Source organism: Myxococcus llanfairpwllgwyngyllgogerychwyrndrobwllllantysiliogogogochensis (assembly GCF_006636215.1).
Lineage (GTDB): Bacteria > Myxococcota > Myxococcia > Myxococcales > Myxococcaceae > Myxococcus > Myxococcus llanfairpwllgwyngyllgogerychwyrndrobwllllantysiliogogogochensis.
Map to the genome: position 1 here is coordinate 1 of NZ_VIFM01000030.1, position 17,047 is coordinate 17,047.

A 17,047-nucleotide genomic window follows, 5' to 3' on the forward strand; every position below is an offset into this window, starting at 1 on the left:
GGGTGGAGGCCTTCTCCTGGGGCCGGGTGGACGTGGACGGGCGGGTGGAGGCGCAGCTCTTCCACCGCAACCTCACGGTGGGCGTCGGCGGACTGGCGACGGCCATGGGCCAGCCAGGGGCTCGCTACGTCGTCTCGGGAGAGGCCCGGTGGCGCTTCCTGGGGGGCAACCTCTACGCGCTAGGGCAGGGCGGCACGCTGCTGTTTCCCACGCCGGAAGGGACGCTGCGGCCGGGAGCCTTCGCGGCCGTGGGGCTGGGGGTGGACAATGCGCGCTGAGCGACTGCCGCGTGGCGCGGCGGGCCTGATACTGGCCCTCCTGACGTCGGGGTGTGCCTCGCTGCCCTCAAGAGCGGGCCCTGGGGCCATCCTGGCTGCCGTCTCGGGCGCGACGCCCCTGGCAACCTTGGGGCGCAGTGCCGTCGCGAATTTCCCCGAGGACGAGGCGCTCGAGGACTTCGACGCGGAGTCCGCGGACGGACCGCTTCTGCACCGCCGCCGGGCCACGCCGTCTCCCCCGAATCCCGGCGGAGGAGAAACGGCGCCCCTGCGTGTGGTGGGGGCCCTACCAAGTGTGTGCGGGGACGTCCCCACGGGTTGGCCGCACCTGGACTCGGACGACGAAGTGCTGGCGCCTTTCCTCGGGTGCACCACACCAGCGGCCTTCCTGGCCTTGCAGCGCCAGGCGGACATTCCCCGGCTGGTGGAGGCCCTCTCAAACTGGAACGCCGTCAGGCTGGGCGCCTTGGGCCCCCTGGAGGCCGAGGCTGCCCGCGTCCTCCTCAAGAAGCGCGCGGCCTTCCTCTCCACTGCCGTCGAGAAGCACGGCCTGGCCAAGGCGGAAGTCCTCGCCCTCTTCGTCTTGCACACCTCCCACGACGACGAGGTGCGGCAGCTCTTGCGCCTGTTGGCCGAGGATAAGCTGCTGAAGCGCGCCCTGGGGGCCATGGAGGTGGTTCGCGAGGAGCTGAAGCAGCGGGGCATGGCCCTCACCGACTTCCCGGAGAGGGACTTCCGCGGCGGTGACATCGCGCGCGGGCTGGGACAGGCCGTGGATGACGTCGCGGCCTCCATTCCTCTCGTTGGCGGAAGCCGGAGCATCGATGCGTCCGCGCTGCCCGCGCAGCTTCCACCGCCCTACCAGGAAGCGTACCGGGAGGTAGAGAACGCCCAACTCCTGGGGGCTTTCGCACCGGGCAACGTGGCCCTGGCTTCCTTCGACCACCTCACCTTCGGTGTGCCGCTAGGCTTCTACCACCTGGCGGCGGGGACGGCGCAGGGCGGGGCCTCCCTTGCCAAGGGGGAGTACGAGGACGCCACGCGGCAACTGGCGCCCGCGGCCCTCATGGTGGGCTTGTACGCGGGAGGGAAGGGGGCGCGCGCGCTTCGTGAAGCTGGCGTCTCCCGGCTGGAGCGCGCTCGCCTGCAGGCGGTGGTGTCCCGCGTGGAGTCGCTGAAGGCGGTGCTGGAGAGGTTGGAGGCGCGAATAGGAGAGAGCGCCGTGGGGGAACTGGCCCGCTACTTTCAGCAGAGCCGGGAGGGTGCACTGCTGGCTGCGGAATGGGGGGACGCCGCAGCCCTTGCCCTGTACGAGTCGCGGGGCAACGTGCCGAAGGCGCGGCAGGCGATGCTGTCCGTCGCCAACTCCGACCGAGCCGGGCCTGCTTCAAAGCAGGCCCGTGATACTCAAGGTAGAGTATCGGCCGACGAGGTGCTCGGCCGCGAGACTGCGACGTCCCTGCCGGCCCGAGCAGATGTAGGAGCCAAGGTAAATGCCAAGGACATCAAGGGCGCCCGGCCGTATGGACCAGATGGTCGTCCCGGGCATCCTGACGCTCATGGTGTTAGTCGGCAAGATCAAGCGAATATCATTAACGACCCGAAGTCGACGCTCTACCGCGGGACCAACGCCAATAATCGCCCTGTTGACCACTATCATCGCGACGGGACGACGGTTGTTACCGAGCAGGGAGAGCCGACGCGCGTCATCACCGCGTTTGGTACTCTCGCAACGAAGGATGGTAAAGGCCGTCCAATCACACGCGGGACGGGAAAGCCGGCCAATCCGCTCCCCAATGGTGGTCCCTTTGAGAAACTGCGTTGAGTCGTTCCTGATTGTAAGGGAGTTTGAACGATGAAGGATGTGGACCTCTGGTCGGAACATGTTGAATGGCTCAAGTCGCTATCGCTATTCCTGGGTTGCCCGCTGCGGATTGTTCAAGGGAGCGAAACCATTGAGGTTGACGCAGCCTCCGCAACACTGGAGGGAATGGTTGGGACGCCACATCCGGGACTCACTATTGAGCTTGTTGTGAAACTACTGGTGACCCGAAAGGACGACTGTGGCGTGGCCGTTTGGGCGCTCGTGTTTTTCTTCATTGATAAACGACGTGTCGCAGAACAGGGCAAATGTTGCTTGGCAGTTGAATGGCGCGAAGGTCAATGGAGTCGACGTGGCTGGGAGTCGGACGCGGATGGCGAGTGGGCAGGTCTTGAGACGCTTGAGTGACGAATGGGGTCTGGGCGGGGGGCGTTCGCTGTCGCGCTGCTCCCCGCTCTTGGCGGGACAGCCAGCCGTAGCGATCCACCCATGGGCAGTCTAGGAGCGACCGGCCGCCAGGGAATCACCCCTTGGAGGTATGGACCAAGAGGCTCGGCAGTGCATTCTAACGCGCCGCGTCCTTGGGTGGAATGTCATCTCGCCGCACTTGCCGAACGGCGCGTGTGACACCTGATGTGCGCTCATGCCAGCACAGGGCCAGCCTTCCTGAGCGCGCGCCCGGGACATGATTCCCCGGGCGCGTGCCAAGGACCTCCGCTGCCCCAACCGCACGCGGCTCAGCGCGTGGGAAGGTACGGGACGCGGGTCGGGCCCGTGGTGGCCACGTCGAGGCGGCCGTAGAGGCCGTGGGTCTCATCCGCCGGGCCCGCGGTGAAGAACAGCGTATTGCTGGGCTGATTCTGAAGGCCATTGCCGAAGCCGAGCGCCCACAGGCCGTCAATCATGACCGGCTTCCCATCGGCGCCCAGAAGCTGGGCATCGAAAGTCCCGGTCGCGGAATCAAAGGCGTTGATGGTGCCGTCGCCGAAGTTCCCCACCAGCAGCCGCCCCGCGAACCGCCCGAAGCTGGCGGGCGCCACGGCCATCCCCCACGGAGCGTTCAGGTTGCCTGCGGAAATCAGCCGTCGGATCAACCGCCCGTTCGGATCGAAGACGTTGACGTAGCCCAAGCCCGGGCCGTGCACGTCGTCCTTGCGTTCCGCATCCTGCTGCGCATAGCTCACGTAGAGATCGCCGTTAATGTTCTGGATGCCGAACGGCGCGAAGCCGGCAGGCAGGTTCGGGTCCGTGAAGTTCCCACTGAGCGTGGCGGGCGCGAACTTGTTGTCGAAGACATCCACCCGCCCGTTGTGGAAGTCGGTCGCGTAGAGGTAGGTGGCGGTGCCGTTGCTCGCCAGGGCGGCCCCTTTGTAGATCGAGCCCTTGCTGGAGTTGTCCACCGTGAGGATGGCGTTGGACGCGGCGGCGGTGGGAGACCAGGCGGCCACGACGCCCTGCTCCGTGACGAAGATGAAGCGAGCAGGGCCACTGGCGGTGCCCTGGGAGACCGCGAAGCCCTCGGAGCCATTGAACACGACGCCGGTGGGGCTCGCGGGAGCCATGGCTCCCGTGGGCACCGGGATGCTGACCACGAGCGGCTGCGCCGTCCCATCGCCGTCGTAGAGCGTTGAGTTCCCCGTCCCGTTGTCAGCCACCCAGGCGACGCCAAACGGATTGAAGGCAAGCCCCCAGCCATTGACCAGATTGGGATCCACATGCTCCGCGGTCGTTGCCCCATCGGAGACCAGGTTCCTCTGGAGATAGGAATTGGGAAGCTCGCCAGGCGCCTGGGCGATGGCCACTCCAGGCAACCCCACCACGGCAAGCGACAGCCCAGCCACATATCCGCCACACCGCAGCCCCAGTCCACGAATCGACGTTGTCCTCATGTCCCCCCCTCGGTTTCGCGTTTCTGTGACCTTCTCGTCTGGCTAAAGCCTGAGAAGCGTTGCCCTGTGCCGCAACAGGCCCTGCTGTGCTGGGAAATGACCGACAGTCCGCATTGCGCGATGCCCAACCCCTCGTCCGGCATCCCATGCCGGTCACCCGGCCAGGACCGCGCTCCGGACTAGGTCGCGGAAGTAGCGCGCGGCCGGGTCGGTGTGGGTGCGCTCATGCCAGCACAGGGCCAGCTTGACGATGTGCGCGGGGACCGCCGCGTTGACTCCGCGCACGCCCAGCCGCGCCCCCTGAGCGGCGACGAGTGACTCTGGCAACGTCGCGACGAGGTCGGTCGCGGCCACCATCGCCGCCGCCGTCAGGAAGGACGGCACCGTGATGGCGACCTCGCTGGGGATGCCCGCGCGTGCGTACGCTGTCCCGACGAGGTCCCGGAAGCCCTTGCCCGGAACCATCTCCACGCCCACGTGACGGAGCGCGCCGCGCGCACGCGGGGACAGCCGCTTCGTGAGCGCGGGGTGTCCCTCGCGGGCCACGAGGACGGTGCGCTCGTCCAGCAGCGGCTCGACGTGCAGGCCCGCGCCCCGCCCGGCGAGGCCGATGTGCAGGTCGACTTGCGACGACGTCAGGTCGCGAGCGCGACGAGCGAGGCGATGCCCACCACGGAGAGGCGCGCGTTCGGCAGCGCCTCGGCCATCCTGGCCGCGATACGTGGACCCCAGGTGACCTGACCCGCGTCGGCGACGGCGAGGGTGAACGTGCGTGTGCACCGGGCTGGCTCGAACGGGGCTTCATGAAGCCCTGACTCCAGCTCACGCAACCCTCGCGCGATGGCGGGGGCGAGCGCGACCGCATCCTCGGGCTGTCTTCCTTGCCCAGCAGGTCCCTCTCGGAGCCACACGGCGCGCGGGCAAGAGCAGAGAGGCGGAGCAGGGGGCCGTGCCGAGGACTCGGCCAAGAGCTTCTGAGAGTCGTCTCGGAGAGTCTGCGCCGCGCGACGAAGTCGAGAATACCGAGTAACGGCGAGCCACTTTTCGCTCTCTCGGTTAACAGGTGGCCCATTTTGGCATTCTGAAAGAGGGAAACGGAGCAACCCTGGAAGGTACGACATCGAAAGCCAGGGATTGTCAGAATCGGTGGTCCGAAGTGGTTAACAAAACTGTTAACCACTCTCGGCCTCTCTCTCCCCAAAACGGGTGAAAGAGCGGTCCAGAGAGCCCAATCGGCGGCGGAGAAGAGGGGGCATCTCGCTCTGCGGGGTAGAGAGCCGAGAGCGCCCTCTTCAGCACCGCGAGCCAAAATCCCTTGGGATTCAGCGGCTTAAGCACGAAGGCCCCGCGATGTCATCGCGAGGCCCTTGTTAAACAAAAAGGGCCCTACCAGTTGGTAGGGCCCTTCAAGTAGCTCCCCAGGAGGGACTCGAACCCTCAACTTCGCGGTTAACAGCCGCGCGCTCTGCCATTGAGCTACCGGGGAATGTGCTGCGTGAAGAGAGAACCGGAGGCAGGAATTGCACCTGCACCTGCGGAGTCAGAATCCGCCATCCTCGCTCATTAGACGACTCCGGTATGAAAGTGACACATGTGAAGCGGGCGACGGGATTCGAACCCGTGTCGACGGTATGGGAAACCGCCATCCTGCCGCTGGACGACACCCGCGTTGCTACCGCTGCTTCGAGTACCTCCGGAGGGATTCGAACCCTCGCCGTCCGCTTAAGAGGCGGATGCTCTTCCAATGAGCTACGGAGGCATATTGCCGCCACCCCCATGCGAGCAGGTGGCGTGCATTCACCACGACGATTCAGTTGTCTGGGAGCTGGAAATGTCAGGTTGACCGGAGGGATTCGAACCCTCTTCCCCGGGGTCACGTCCCGGTGGCTCACCATTCGCCTTCGGCCAACATGGAGTCGGGGTACCCGGAGTCGAACCGGGATCACCCGCTTATCAAGCGAGTGCTCTGCCTTTGAGCTATACCCCTGAAAGATGTCTGGGTTTGGGTGAGGCGGACCCTGCTCGTATGGAGCATGGGGACGCTGGGAGTTGAACCCAGCAGGCCCTGTCGGGCTCGGGCTCTACAGGCCCGCGCGTCTGCCGTAACGCTCTACGTCCCCTGGAGGAGCGGAGGCCCGAAAGCCGAAAGGCCGGGTCCCCTGGATGGGAGCCCGGCCTCTGCGTGGCTTGGCGCGTCGATGACGAAGCGCGAGCGTCAGCAGGGTACGGGCGGATGGCCGTGAAGGTGGCCGAATCCCACGTTGCGAATCGAGCCGGTGCGCGAGAAGGAGCAGGAGGCGGCGTCGAACTGGGGCCAGAGGTTGTTTCGATAGCTGTGCTTCGCCTTGCTCGACTGCATCGTCACCGTCTTCATGGTCACCGCTCCTTTCTGGCGGAATCTACGGCGGTTGATTTTCATCCCTGACAAGCGCCGCGATTGTTTTTTGTCGCGGCGCCGATTCCCACGAGCGTCTGGAAGAAGCGCTCGGAGTCCAGGGCCACCGAGATGAACGTATGGGTACCCTGCGCAAGCTCGGCTCCCCACTCTCCGCGCTGGCGCACCATCTCCACTTCCGCCCAGGTGATGATTTCGGGGTCGATGGCCGCGCATGCGGCGATGGGGTCGTGCAGGAGTTTGCCTTCGGGGCGCTGCGCCAGGTAGCGCTCCATGGCCTCGAAGATGAGCCCGAGCCCCGGTGTCGTCGAGGCATAAGGCCGCATGCGCTCGTGAAAGGGGCCGTCGTAGGCCAGGCCATGGGTGACGTTCTTGGACACCAGCTCGCGTCGGCCCATGCGGTCCGAGGACAGGGCCAGCAGTGCGCCCTTGGGGTCTCCGTTGAAGTTGAAGGTCGGACAGGTTCGCCGGCCCTCGAATTTGGGCAGCCGGTGCTCGGGTGGAACCACGTTGTCGCCCGCGAAGCCGCCCTGCGCCACCCACCGGTGCAGCTTGATGTCCGGGTGAAGCTCCAGCAGCAGTCGCAGATTCTGGAGCGGCGCACCGGTGAGCAGTGTTGCCTCGGGGAACCGCCCGAGCACGAGCGCCAGCACCTCGTGCGCCAGGGCATCCGGAGCAGAGGGAGGCAGTGGCCCCAGCCATTGGGTGTGGAAGGCCGAAAGGCTCTCCTTCTCCGCCGCCGGATTGCGCGCGCCCACGGGCACGTCACTCCTGCCGGCACGCGCGAGCAGGTGTCGCACCATTCCCACCTGCGCCAGCGTGCCGGGTGTCACGGTCACCGCGCGCAGCGCGACGGCGGGATGTGTGGCCAACAGGCAGAGCGTGAGCGCGTCGTCCGGATCGCTCGTTTCCATGTCGAAGAGAATGTCCTGGGCCATTGGCGTCCCTGAGTAGAGAGAGGCGGGGTGTCCCCGTCAAATTGGGGTCAGTGGTGGGTGGTGGGGACGACGGAGGAGAGATTCACCAACGCGTCCCGCTTCACCCCCTGCTTGATGAAGTCCTGCACGGAGCGGGCGAGCGTGGCGGCCAGCAATCCCAGGAGGGGCAGGTGCGCGCCCCCCTCGCAGGTGGCCTGGCCCGCAGTGTCCTCGGCGTCCGGGACGAAGCGCTCGTCCCAGCGGACCAGACCGAACGTCCCGTCAGCGCTCACCGCGCCGTGCACCAGGGGCTTGCCTGCTCCTCGGGCGAAGTCGCTGAGGAGCCGACGACTGTCCTGGTTGTCGAAGCAGTCCACCAGCAGGTCCGCACCACCACACAGCGCCGCCACGTTGTCGCGGGTGACGCGCACGCCGAAGGACTCCGTCTTCACGCCGTGCAGGTTGAGGAGTTGGAGCTTGAGGGCCTCGGCCTTGTTCTTTCCCACGGAGGGCTTCACGTGGGCCTGGGCGAGCAGGTTCTTGGACTCCACCCGGTCGAAGTCGACGAAGACCAGGGTGGCCTCCAGGTTGCGGCACAGGAGGGCCGCCTGGGAGCCGATGGCGCCCACGCCGCAGAAGAGGATGCGCATGGCGGCTCCTCAGCGGGCCCCGAAGGGCACCTTGGGGCGCAGGTAGATGCGCTCGTCGCCGCGCGCACCCCGGAACCGGTCCACGACGAAGTGCTGGAACGCGTCGTCGCGCAGGTGGGCCAGATGGAGGCCCGGCACTCCGCCCGCGCGAATCAGCTCCGCGGCGATGCGGCGCACGTCGGAGTCCGACACCGGCCGGTCCAGCTCCACCGGCACATCCGCGGACATGCCGTCATAGGTGATGTTCAGGGTCGCCATGGTCGTCTCGCGCCTCCTCGCGCGTGCCAGGGGCCGCGAAAAGGGCGGCCGGCCAGGCACCTCGCGGGACGGAGGCGCGCCAGGCGTCCTGACTCGGGACAGGCGCTGCGTGAAAAGACGAGGGCCGGGCTCCGTCGTGATGACGGAGTCCGGCCCTCGGGGGCCGCGAGGGGGAGGGGTCCTCGCGGCCGGACGCTTACTTCGAGGTTTCGCCGCTCACGGGTGCCGGCGTCGTCGCGGGCTCCGTGCTCACGGTGGGCAGCACCGGCACGGCGCCGATGAAGCCCGAGTAGGCCATGCGGTTGGGCGTGCACTCGCCGGGGCTACGCACCTTGTCGAGCGTGGCGTTGTCGAACAGCGCGCTGGCGACGGTATCGGGCGTGGCATTGGGGTTCAGCTCCAGCCAGAGCGCGGCCACCCCCGTCACGTGGGGTGCGGACATGGAGGTGCCGCTCATCTCTCGCGACTCCCTGTCGCCGTAGTGCCAGGCGGAGGTGATTTTGTTGCCGGGGGCGAAGACGTCCACGCAGTCGCCGTAGTTGGAGAAGGACGTACGCTTGTCGCTGGTGTCGGTGGCGGCGACGGTGATGGCCTCCGCCGTCCGTGCCGGGGAGTGCTTGCAGGCATCGCCAGACTCATTGCCCGCGGCGAGCACGTAGGTGACGCCCGAGGCGATGGAGCGGCGGACCGCTTCGTCGATGGCCGGATCCGAGTCTCCGCCCAGGCTCATGTTCGCCACGGCCGGGGCCTGGTGGTTCTTCGTCACCCAGTCAATGCCCGCGATGACCTGGGCCGTGGAGCCCGAGCCGTTGCACGCGAGTACCCGGACGGAGTGCACGGTGGCGTTCTTGGCGAGTCCATACGTGCTGCCCGCCGCCGTGCCCGCTACGTGGGTTCCGTGGCCATGACAATCATTGCCCTTCATGCTGTCGCCAATGGCGTCGAACCCGACAGACGCCCTGCCACCGAACTCACGGTGGGAGAACCGCACGCCCGTGTCGAGGATGTACACGTGCACCCCCAACCCCGTGGCGTTGTACATGTAGAGCTTGTCCAGCGGCAGCGTGCGCTGGTCCACGCGGTCGATGCCCCAGGTGGGGCTTGGCTGGCTCTCCCGGATGGACAGCACCCCGTTCTCCTGGACGTAGGCGACCGAGGGGTCCTCGGCGAGGGCGCGCGCCTGGTCCTCGCTCATCCGGCTGGCGAAGCCGCGCAGCGCGTGCTCGTACACCGCGAAAGCGGTGCCGCCGTACTTCTGCGTGAGGTTCAGAGTGGCCTGGGTGACGGCGAGCGCCTGCAGTCCCGGCTCGGGCGCCTTGAGCACCACCACGTACTCACCCGGCACGTTCTTGCGAACCGTGAGGAACTTCTCCGTCGGTGGCGCGAGGAGCGCGGCGGTGGCCGACGGGTCCTTGCATGCCGGCCGGCTGCTCGAGCAGGCGCCCAGCAGCGCCAGTCCACCCATGGCCAGGGTCAGCTTCGTCATCCGTCGATTCATGTCTCATCCCCCTGCAATGGGTTACGCGGAATGATACGGATGGACTTTAAATTCGGCTTAATCCTGATTTAGCCCTCTGGGATGAGACAGCGGTTCGTCATTGAACGTCCTGGGTGTTCGCCGACATGCGGGCGCATTGCCTACCAGGGACGAGCGTTGGCTCCCCACCAGAACAGCGCGGTCTCCAGCGGGTGTTTGTGTGGCTTTTCGAGCATGGGTCGGATGCCCATTTCTCGCGCGGTATTGAGCAGGTCCTGGTGCCAGGCGCGGTGTTCCGGGGAGAGGCGGGTGGCGGCGATGGCCAGGGCGCTGGCGCCCACGGAGTAGCCGCCGTGCAGGAGCGGGCCGCTCGCGGCGTCCTCGCGGCCCTTCACGCCCCGGGGCCATTCCCGGCAGGCGGCGAAGGGGAGCAGGTTTCCTCCGGGACGGTCGCAGTAGCCCTTCACCAGGGTAGTGGTGAAGGTGGACGCGGCGGGGTGTGAGCCCATGGCAAGGAAGGCGCCCGTCCACGCCAGCGTGGTGCCGCGCGGCGTGGACTCGACGAGCTTCCCCTTGGCGTTCACCCGGGTGGGAAACCCCGAGGGCAGGGAGGCGAGCTCCACCAGTCGGGCCGTGAGGCGCTCGCCCATGGCGAGAGACGCGGCATTGCCGCGCAGTCGCCCATGCAGCAACAGGCCCGCGGCGGCGGGGGCGCTGTCACATGGCCAGATGGACTTGCCGAACGAGGGCAGCAGGAGCTGCCGCGAGAGTGCCTCCACGAGCTTTTCGGCCAGGGCGTCGAAGAGTGCCGTCGATGCCGGGTCGGCCAGCCCCGCGCGCTCGATTCCCGCGAGCATCAACAGCACATAACCTCGGTAGAGCACGCTGTGGGGCAGGAGGTGTTCCTCCACGCGTGCGCTGCCGTCGGAAAGGAAGGGCCCACGTCCTTTCGTCAGGGCATCGTCGAGCAGGGCCTTCACGCGTCGAGGTGTCTCTGGCAGGGGGGCGCCATCCAGTGACAGTTGGACGAGGATGAAGGACAGGTGCGCGGCACACAGGAGCTGGGCCTCGGAGAAGCGGCGGTTCGCATCGCCCAGCAGCTTGGGCTCGCAGCCGAGCCCGAGGATTCGCTGCTCGAGGACTTCGAGTGCCTGGACCGAGGGGACGTCCAGGTCAGTCGAGGAAGGCGTCGTCGTGGCCGGCGGCGCGGCGGCGGAGTTGATGGTGCCGGTGCTCCACATCAGCAGGACCAGCAGTGGAGGCAGGGTACGGAGGAGGGCGCGAGGCATGGGCCGGAAGGACATCACGCCCTCCATGCCCGGGCCCCCGCGTGACGCTCAGTGGTCGCCAGCCAGGCGGGAGTGGTCGCTCCCGCCCAGTGGATGGAGCGTGCTCACGGTGTGTCGCGTTGGACCTTGAGGTCCTTGAAGCGTCCCTCTCGCTCCAGTCGCCAGAGGTCCTCGTCAGTGACGAAGGGCTGGCCAAGCAGCTCCCGTGCCCGCTTCACCTTCGCCAGCAGCAGCGGGTCCGTCACCGGGGTGCTGTTCTCCCGGGTGGGGCGGGGAGGGGGACGCATCACGGAGAAGGTTCCGCGCGCGGGGTGCCCGTCCGCGGTGGTGCCCTCCAGCAGGTAGGTGACTTGCGTCACGCCCGACTCGGACCGTGTGTCCAGGGAGGCAGGGATGTCCACGCCCCGGCCTTCAGGGAGGGTGTCCACACCCAGGTTCACCTCCTCGGTGTCCTCGGGCAGGGGCGGGGCATCGGGCTCCGGTGTGCGCGCTCGCAGTGCGGTGACGCGCTCCAGTCGCACGGGTCCCTTCCATCGGTGGGACAGGCGGAAGCTCTGTCGGACCACGCCGTCCGCATCCTCCACGGGGAATCGTGGGGTCCCCACCGCCAGGATTGTGACGACGCCCTTCTTGTCGAAGTTCTCGAAGGTGCTGTCGAGGAGCTGAAGCGACGAGCGGCCCGTCACCTTCTTGCCCGTGGCATCGAACACGTCCACCCGGACGAGGTGCTGGACGTACATGGAGCGGGGACGCGTGACGTCGGGGCTCAACGTCTGGGTCACCATGGGCGTGCTCGTCGTCACCGTGTGTTGGTCGTCGAAGGTCCAGACGAACCGCACGGGCGTGAAAGGAGCCCGTGCGGCCTTGTCCCTTCGCGGTGGTTCGAGGATGCGCGCGAGGAACTCGAAGTCCTCCTCGGTGTTGGGGGCGCGCCGGGAGAAGACCTCGACCAGTCGCTCGGGCTCGCAGTCCTTCACGGTGTACCGGGGCACCTGCACGGTGGTGGCGACGTTGTCCTTGCCGAACACCGTCACCGTGGGCAGCTCGTACGTCCCATCTGGCTCGCGCCAGACACGCAGGGGAACGCGCATGCCAATGCCCGCGCCAATGGTGGTGTGGAGATAGGCGTCATTGCCGTCCGGCGAGTGCGCCCGGACGTTGATGAGGTTGTCCTCGCCGGAGCAGACCTCCTGCTTCTCCACCGTCACGCTGTCGATGATGGGTGCGGGCGCGGGTTTCGGTGCGGGGCGGACCACGGGTTCCACTTTCGTGGGCAGCACCGGAGCGGTGCTGGTGGGCGTGGGTGGAGGACGGTGGTCCGCCGCGGCGACAGGCGTGGCATCTGGCGGAGTGGGTGGCTCCAAGGAGAGCAACCCGCCGGCCACCAGCGCCGCGATTCCGAGACCGAGCATGAAAGTGAGTCGTCGGCGCCACCAGGGCGGTTCCGAGGGGTTCATCCGGGGGCTCCTGTCGATTCAGTGGGGAGGTGCGCTTACTGCCAGCAGCCGTAGACGTTGCCGCCGGAGTTCCACTGGAGCTGGTGGGAGTAGTCGGAGGCCCACAGCGTGGTGGAGACGGGGTGCACGCTCCAGCCGCCGATGCGGTCCGGGCTGATAGAGGTGGCGGTGGCGTTGGGGTCGTCGCGCACGCCCTTCCAGATGACGCTGCTGCTCGTGTCGCAGCGATTGGCGGACATGCAGTTGGCCACCTGGTTGCCGGCGTTGGTGCACACGTTCCAGAAGACGGGGCAGATGACGGTCAGCGCGGCGTTCTCGAACCAGCCGAGCGACTCCTTGCACTGGCCATGCACGCCCCAGTGGATGGTATTGGACGCGTTGGCGATGACCTCGTGCGGATAGGTGTGCGTGGTGACGAGGCCCCTGCCCGCGTAGTTGTGGGCGTAGGCGAGAAAACTCGAGCACATCATTCCGTTGTTGGCCGCGCCGCCGGGAATCTGGTGCGCCGACTCCACGTCCCTGTACTGGAACAACGAATACGGTACGCGCGCCCCGTTCCACAGGGGCCGGTCGATGAGCTGGCTGCCGTCGACGCGGGACACATCGCTGGCATACGGGTGGTTGAACCAGAGACTGTCCGCGATGCGCGCCGCGCCCGTTGCGTCTCCCAGTTGCCACGCGGTCCAGTCGGGGCCATGGCCATTCGCGTCGTACAGGTAGTGGTAGATGCCGCCCTGGTTGATCTGCTCCAGCCCTGGGTAGCCGTCCCGGAGCTGGTTGATGTTGAGCGGTGTTCCGCAGACGGTGGGCCACGAGTTCTGGTCGGGGTCCCTCATCGTGGCGTGAGTCACGCCTCCCGTGGCGCCATGCGAGAGCATGGAGTGCGTGCGGAACTCGCCAATGGCATCAATCACATTGCGGATGGGACCTTCATCACTGCGACTGAACACCACCGCTCCGTTGGGGGCGTTCCAGCCCGCCGCGGTGTAGCCGCACTCAGACGCGGCGGCGGGGAAGGTGGTTCCCAGTGCGGATACGGCCAGACAGCCTGCGAGGACTCGACGCATCAGATACTCCCGGACATGCGACGCTCCCGTGGGCCGGCCCCTCTGGCGACCCAGGCGTGACTCGGGGAGAGGTCCATGGGAGCGGGCTTCACCGATGCCTGGGAGGGAGCAGGGTACGCACGGTGTCTCGGCATTCCAGGCCGGACCCGGAGGGCAGTGTGACAGGGGACACGTGGTCAGCCCGCCGGGGCCGTGTGGACGTTGGATGGTTCACGCAGGAGGCGCTCGCGAGTGCCGTGGCGGGTTGCCGGAGCGGTGCGGGTTCGCAGACTTGGGGCACACGAGGAGGCGGACCCCGCATGGAGCTTCAGCCGGAGATGCATCGTTGGGATGTCACGCCGACGGAGGCGGTGGCGCTTCAGCGGCAGCTCAAGGAGCGCGTGGTGCTCCATCCGCCCGCTGGACTGCGGGTGGAGCGCATCGCGGGCGCTGATGTGTCCACGGAGAAGGGGAATGACACGGGGTTCGGCGGCATCGTGGTGCTGGACGCGGCCACGCTCACTCCGGTGGCGCAGGCTGGCTCCGCGGTGACCCTCGGGTTTCCGTACGTGCCGGGCCTGTTGTCCTTCCGCGAGCTGCCCGTGGTGGCGGTCGCCTGGGAGCGGCTCACGGTGAAGCCCGACGTGCTCATCTTCGACGGGCACGGCATCGCGCATCCGCGCAGGCTGGGCATCGCGAGCCATGGCGGGTTGCTGTTCGGGATTCCCTCCATCGGCTGTGGCAAGTCCCTGCTGGTGGGAACGCACGGCAAGCTGGGAGAGGCGCGAGGTGCCACGTCACCCATCACCCACAAGGGCGAGGTCGTGGGGATGGCGGTCCGCACGCGCAAGGCGGTGCAGCCTGTCTATGTGTCACCGGGTCACCTGATGGACCTGCCCACGGCGGTGGAGCTGGTGCTGCGGGCCAGCCCGAAGTACCGCGAGCCGGAGACCACGCGCCAGGCACATCGGCTGGTGAATGCGCTGAGGCGCGCGGACGGTGAGGCAGCGGAGCTGGAGTGAGGCGACTCCCATGGATTTGACCGCCGGCCCGTCCCCCTCTATGTCCGGAGTCCTCATGACGGGGTCGTGGTCCTGGCGCTGGACTGCCCGGGCGGACGTCACCCCGGCCGCCTTCACGGGAAGGAGTGCCAGGGCATTGGCACCGTACCCCTGAGGTGGTGAAGCGAGGGCGGGGGTCGCCATTGGGAGTGTCGATGCGGAGGCTGTCGTCACGGTGGAGTGAGCTGGAGTCCCATTACTCCGTGGTGGTCGTGGGGTCGGGCTATGGGGGTGCCATCACCGCCAGCCGGCTCGCACGCGCAGGTCGCCAGGTGTGTGTGCTGGAGCGTGGGCGCGAGCTGCAGCCGGGCGACTACCCGCGCACGGAGGCGGACTTCGCCAAGGAGTTCCAGATCCACCTCGAGGCGGAGAGCGGCGTCGACCTGGGTCGCTCCACGGCCCTGTTCGAGCTGCACCGGGGTGGGGACGTGGCTGTCGTGACGGGCTGTGGCCTGGGCGGCACATCGCTCATCAACGCCGGAGTCACGCTGCGGCCAGACCCTCGCGTGTTCCAGGATGCGCGCTGGCCCGAGGCGCTGCGCGCGGATGTGCCCGGCCTCATTGAGGACGGATTCACATGGGCCGAGCGCATGTTGCGTCCCACTCCCTATCCCGAGTCGTCGCCGCCCCTGGCCTCGCTGGAGGCCATGGAGCGGGCCGCTCGTCACCTGGGGGGCACCTTCCGGCGTCCACCGCTGGCGGTCTCCTTCGAGGGCGGAGTGAATGAAGCGGGCGTGCGACAGGGCGCCTGCACGCTGTGCGGGGATTGCCTCACCGGGTGCAACCAGGGCTCGAAGAACTCCGTGCTGATGAACTACCTGCCGGATGCGCACCGCCACGGCGCGAAGCTCTTCACCGAGGTAGGGGTGCGCTACCTGGCGCGCGACGGCGGACGCTGGCGCATCTACTACCGGCCGATGAACAGCGGCCGTGAGCGCTTCGAGGCGCCGGACCCGTGGGTGACAGCGGACATGGTCGTGCTCGCGGCGGGGACCATGGGCACAGCGGAAATCCTGCTGCGCTCCCGAGCGCTGGGCCTGCCGTTGTCGGGGATGCTGGGCCAACGCTTCAGCGCCAATGGCGATGTGATGGCCTTTGGCTACAACACGGACGTCCCCATCAATGGCGTGGGCCACGGGACGCATCCGGCGGAAGGTCGCGAGCCCGTGGGGCCGACCATCAGCGGCATCATCGACGCGCGTGCGACGTCCCGACAGGAGGACGGCATGGTCATCGAGAATGGTGCCATGCCGGGGGCGTTCGGAAGGCCGATGCTGGGGCTGCTCGCCGCCGCGGCCGCGGTGGGCGGGGAAGACACGGACGAGGGGCTGAAGGACAAGCTGGAGGAGCTTGCTCGCGTGGCGGAGAGCGCAGTGCGCGGGCCGTACCATGGGGCCATGCGCCACACGCAGACCTTCCTCGTCATGTCTCACGACGCGGGTGTCGGTGAGCTGCGGCTGGAGGGCGACCGGGTTCGGGTGAACTGGCCGGACGTGGGCACGCAGCCGGAGCTTGCGCGGGTGGACAGTCGATTGCGCGAAGCCACGGCGGCCCTGGGCGGGACGTTCGTGCGCAACCCGCTGTGGAATCGACTCACCGGACATGAGGTCCTCTGCACGCATCCGCTCGGTGGCTGTGTCATGGCCGAGGACGCCAGCGCGGGTGTCGTGGACCATGAGGGGCGTGTCTTCTCCCGCGAGGAAGGCACCGAGGTTCACGACGGGCTCTATGTCAGTGACGGCTCGGTGATTCCAAGGCCGCTGGGGACCAACCCCCTCTTCACCCTCTCCGCCGTGGCTGAGCGTTGCGCCGCGCTGATGGCGAAGCGGCACGGGTGGACCATCGACTACACGCCCGCGACGGAGGAGCCGGACGTGGGAGCGCGAGTGCCAGTGGGCGTGCGCTTCACCGAGACGATGTACGGCTCCATCTCGGGCGCGGTGGAGGAGAACTCGCTCGTCGCGGGAGACCCGAAGCGCATCGATGCGACCCACCTGCGTTTCATCGTGACGGTGGAGACGCCGGACCTGGAGCGGACGCTGGAGGACCCGTTGCATCCCCTGGGACTCTCCGGCGTGGTGGAGGCCTTGTCATTGTCTCCTCGGCCCCTGACGGTGGAGCGAGGCGAGCTGCATCTGATGACGCGGGAGGCGGCGCGACCGGGCGGGCGGCGGATGCACTACCAGCTCCCCTTGGTGGCCGAGTCGGGCGAGCGCTTCTTCCTCGACGGCTACAAAGACGTCCACGACGACGCGGGCTTCGACCTCTGGGTGGACACGACGCGGCTGCTCGTGTCGGTACACCGGGGGAATGACGCCTCGGGGCCCTGCATCGCCCGGGGGCTCTTGCGGTTGAACGCGAAGGACTTCGCCGTGCAGCTCTCCACGCTGCGTGTGCCGAGTGCCCGAGACACCTCGCGTCGGCTGTCGACGCTGCTGCGCTTCGGGCGGTTCTTCTTCGGCGCGCTCTACGACACCTACGTGCGTAAAGCCGCGTAGCGGGCGGGGA

Annotated in this window: 15 protein-coding genes, 7 tRNA genes and 1 pseudogene; 6 read left to right on the forward strand and 17 right to left on the reverse strand. The window is 67.6% G+C overall.

Annotated elements, in window-relative coordinates; translation table 11 throughout:
- The 3 genes and pseudogenes from FJV41_RS10155 to FJV41_RS10165 form a co-directional block, all read left to right on the forward strand.
- Positions 1–278: pseudogene (locus FJV41_RS10155) on the forward strand (hypothetical protein); the annotation flags it as partial.
- A 346-nt stretch (positions 279–624) separates the two neighbouring features.
- Entirely contained in the window at positions 625–2,103 is a 1,479-nt protein-coding gene (locus FJV41_RS54570; RefSeq protein ID WP_281291398.1) for a hypothetical protein, read from the forward strand.
- Between the two features lie 30 nt (positions 2,104–2,133).
- Positions 2,134–2,508, forward strand: coding sequence for a hypothetical protein (locus FJV41_RS10165; protein WP_141642244.1), 375 nt, complete (start codon positions 2,134–2,136; stop codon positions 2,506–2,508).
- A 329-nt stretch (positions 2,509–2,837) separates the two neighbouring features.
- Here FJV41_RS10165 and FJV41_RS10170 read toward each other — a convergent pair whose 3' ends face one another.
- Positions 2,838–3,989 carry a TIGR03118 family protein gene (locus tag FJV41_RS10170; RefSeq protein WP_141642245.1) on the reverse strand — a complete coding sequence of 384 codons (1,152 nt, stop codon included), beginning with the start codon at positions 3,987–3,989 and terminating at the stop codon, positions 2,838–2,840.
- A 153-nt stretch (positions 3,990–4,142) separates the two neighbouring features.
- Positions 4,143–4,607 (reverse strand): LysR substrate-binding domain-containing protein, encoded by a 465-nt coding sequence (locus FJV41_RS10175; protein WP_246137137.1) that lies wholly within the window; start codon positions 4,605–4,607, stop codon positions 4,143–4,145.
- Between FJV41_RS10175 and FJV41_RS53585 the strand changes: the two genes are divergently transcribed.
- Positions 4,518–4,730 carry a hypothetical protein gene (locus FJV41_RS53585; RefSeq protein WP_246137138.1) on the forward strand — a complete coding sequence of 71 codons (213 nt, stop codon included), beginning with the start codon at positions 4,518–4,520 and terminating at the stop codon, positions 4,728–4,730. The genes FJV41_RS10175 and FJV41_RS53585 overlap by 90 nt on opposite strands.
- 673 nt (positions 4,731–5,403) lie before the next feature.
- Here FJV41_RS53585 and FJV41_RS10180 read toward each other — a convergent pair.
- The 15 genes from FJV41_RS10180 to FJV41_RS10235 all read right to left on the reverse strand — a co-directional run bounded on the left by FJV41_RS10180 (position 5,404) and on the right by FJV41_RS10235 (position 13,499).
- Positions 5,404–5,475, reverse strand: a tRNA-Asn gene (locus FJV41_RS10180).
- Between the two features lie 19 nt (positions 5,476–5,494).
- Positions 5,495–5,567 (reverse strand) — tRNA-Gln (locus tag FJV41_RS52145).
- A 19-nt stretch (positions 5,568–5,586) separates the two neighbouring features.
- Positions 5,587–5,657: transfer RNA gene (locus tag FJV41_RS10185), tRNA-Gly, on the reverse strand.
- A 20-nt stretch (positions 5,658–5,677) separates the two neighbouring features.
- Positions 5,678–5,748, reverse strand: a tRNA-Lys gene (locus tag FJV41_RS10190).
- Between the two features lie 79 nt (positions 5,749–5,827).
- A tRNA-His gene (locus tag FJV41_RS52150) sits at positions 5,828–5,898 on the reverse strand.
- 7 nt (positions 5,899–5,905) lie between these two features.
- A tRNA-Ile gene (locus FJV41_RS10195) sits at positions 5,906–5,976 on the reverse strand.
- 47 nt (positions 5,977–6,023) lie between these two features.
- Positions 6,024–6,109: transfer RNA gene (locus tag FJV41_RS10200), tRNA-Tyr, on the reverse strand.
- Positions 6,110–6,204: 95 nt separating this feature from the next.
- Positions 6,205–6,363, reverse strand: a complete 159-nt coding sequence (locus FJV41_RS52155) for a hypothetical protein (protein WP_174487721.1) — start codon at positions 6,361–6,363, stop codon at positions 6,205–6,207.
- Positions 6,364–6,404: 41 nt separating this feature from the next.
- Positions 6,405–7,298 (reverse strand): nucleoside hydrolase, encoded by an 894-nt coding sequence (locus FJV41_RS10205; protein ID WP_246137130.1) that lies wholly within the window; start codon positions 7,296–7,298, stop codon positions 6,405–6,407.
- A 71-nt stretch (positions 7,299–7,369) separates the two neighbouring features.
- Positions 7,370–7,951: a HesA/MoeB/ThiF family protein gene (locus tag FJV41_RS10210; RefSeq protein ID WP_141642247.1), complete on the reverse strand. Its 582-nt coding sequence runs from the start codon at positions 7,949–7,951 to the stop codon at positions 7,370–7,372.
- A gap of 9 nt (positions 7,952–7,960) precedes the next feature.
- Positions 7,961–8,209, reverse strand: coding sequence for a hypothetical protein (locus FJV41_RS10215; protein ID WP_141642248.1), 249 nt, complete (start codon positions 8,207–8,209; stop codon positions 7,961–7,963).
- A 196-nt stretch (positions 8,210–8,405) separates the two neighbouring features.
- A complete protein-coding gene (locus FJV41_RS10220; protein ID WP_246137131.1) occupies positions 8,406–9,695 on the reverse strand; it encodes a S8 family peptidase in 1,290 nt (429 codons plus the stop codon).
- Between the two features lie 152 nt (positions 9,696–9,847).
- The gene (locus tag FJV41_RS10225) at positions 9,848–10,990 is read right to left on the reverse strand and encodes a hypothetical protein (RefSeq protein WP_246137132.1); all 1,143 of its coding nucleotides are present in this window, start codon (positions 10,988–10,990) and stop codon (positions 9,848–9,850) included.
- Between the two features lie 89 nt (positions 10,991–11,079).
- Positions 11,080–12,387: a hypothetical protein gene (locus tag FJV41_RS10230; RefSeq protein WP_246137133.1), complete on the reverse strand. Its 1,308-nt coding sequence runs from the start codon at positions 12,385–12,387 to the stop codon at positions 11,080–11,082.
- A gap of 80 nt (positions 12,388–12,467) precedes the next feature.
- The gene (locus FJV41_RS10235; RefSeq protein WP_141642251.1) at positions 12,468–13,499 is read right to left on the reverse strand and encodes a hypothetical protein; all 1,032 of its coding nucleotides are present in this window, start codon (positions 13,497–13,499) and stop codon (positions 12,468–12,470) included.
- A 299-nt stretch (positions 13,500–13,798) separates the two neighbouring features.
- Here FJV41_RS10235 and nfi point away from each other — a divergent pair, with 299 nt between their 5' ends.
- Together nfi and FJV41_RS10245 are read left to right on the forward strand one after the other, a co-directional pair.
- Entirely contained in the window at positions 13,799–14,500 is a 702-nt protein-coding gene (nfi, locus tag FJV41_RS10240) for a deoxyribonuclease V (RefSeq protein ID WP_141642252.1), read from the forward strand.
- Positions 14,501–14,694: 194 nt separating this feature from the next.
- Positions 14,695–17,037 carry a GMC family oxidoreductase N-terminal domain-containing protein gene (locus FJV41_RS10245; protein ID WP_141642253.1) on the forward strand — a complete coding sequence of 781 codons (2,343 nt, stop codon included), beginning with the start codon at positions 14,695–14,697 and terminating at the stop codon, positions 17,035–17,037.
- Positions 17,038–17,047 lie beyond the last annotated feature (10 nt).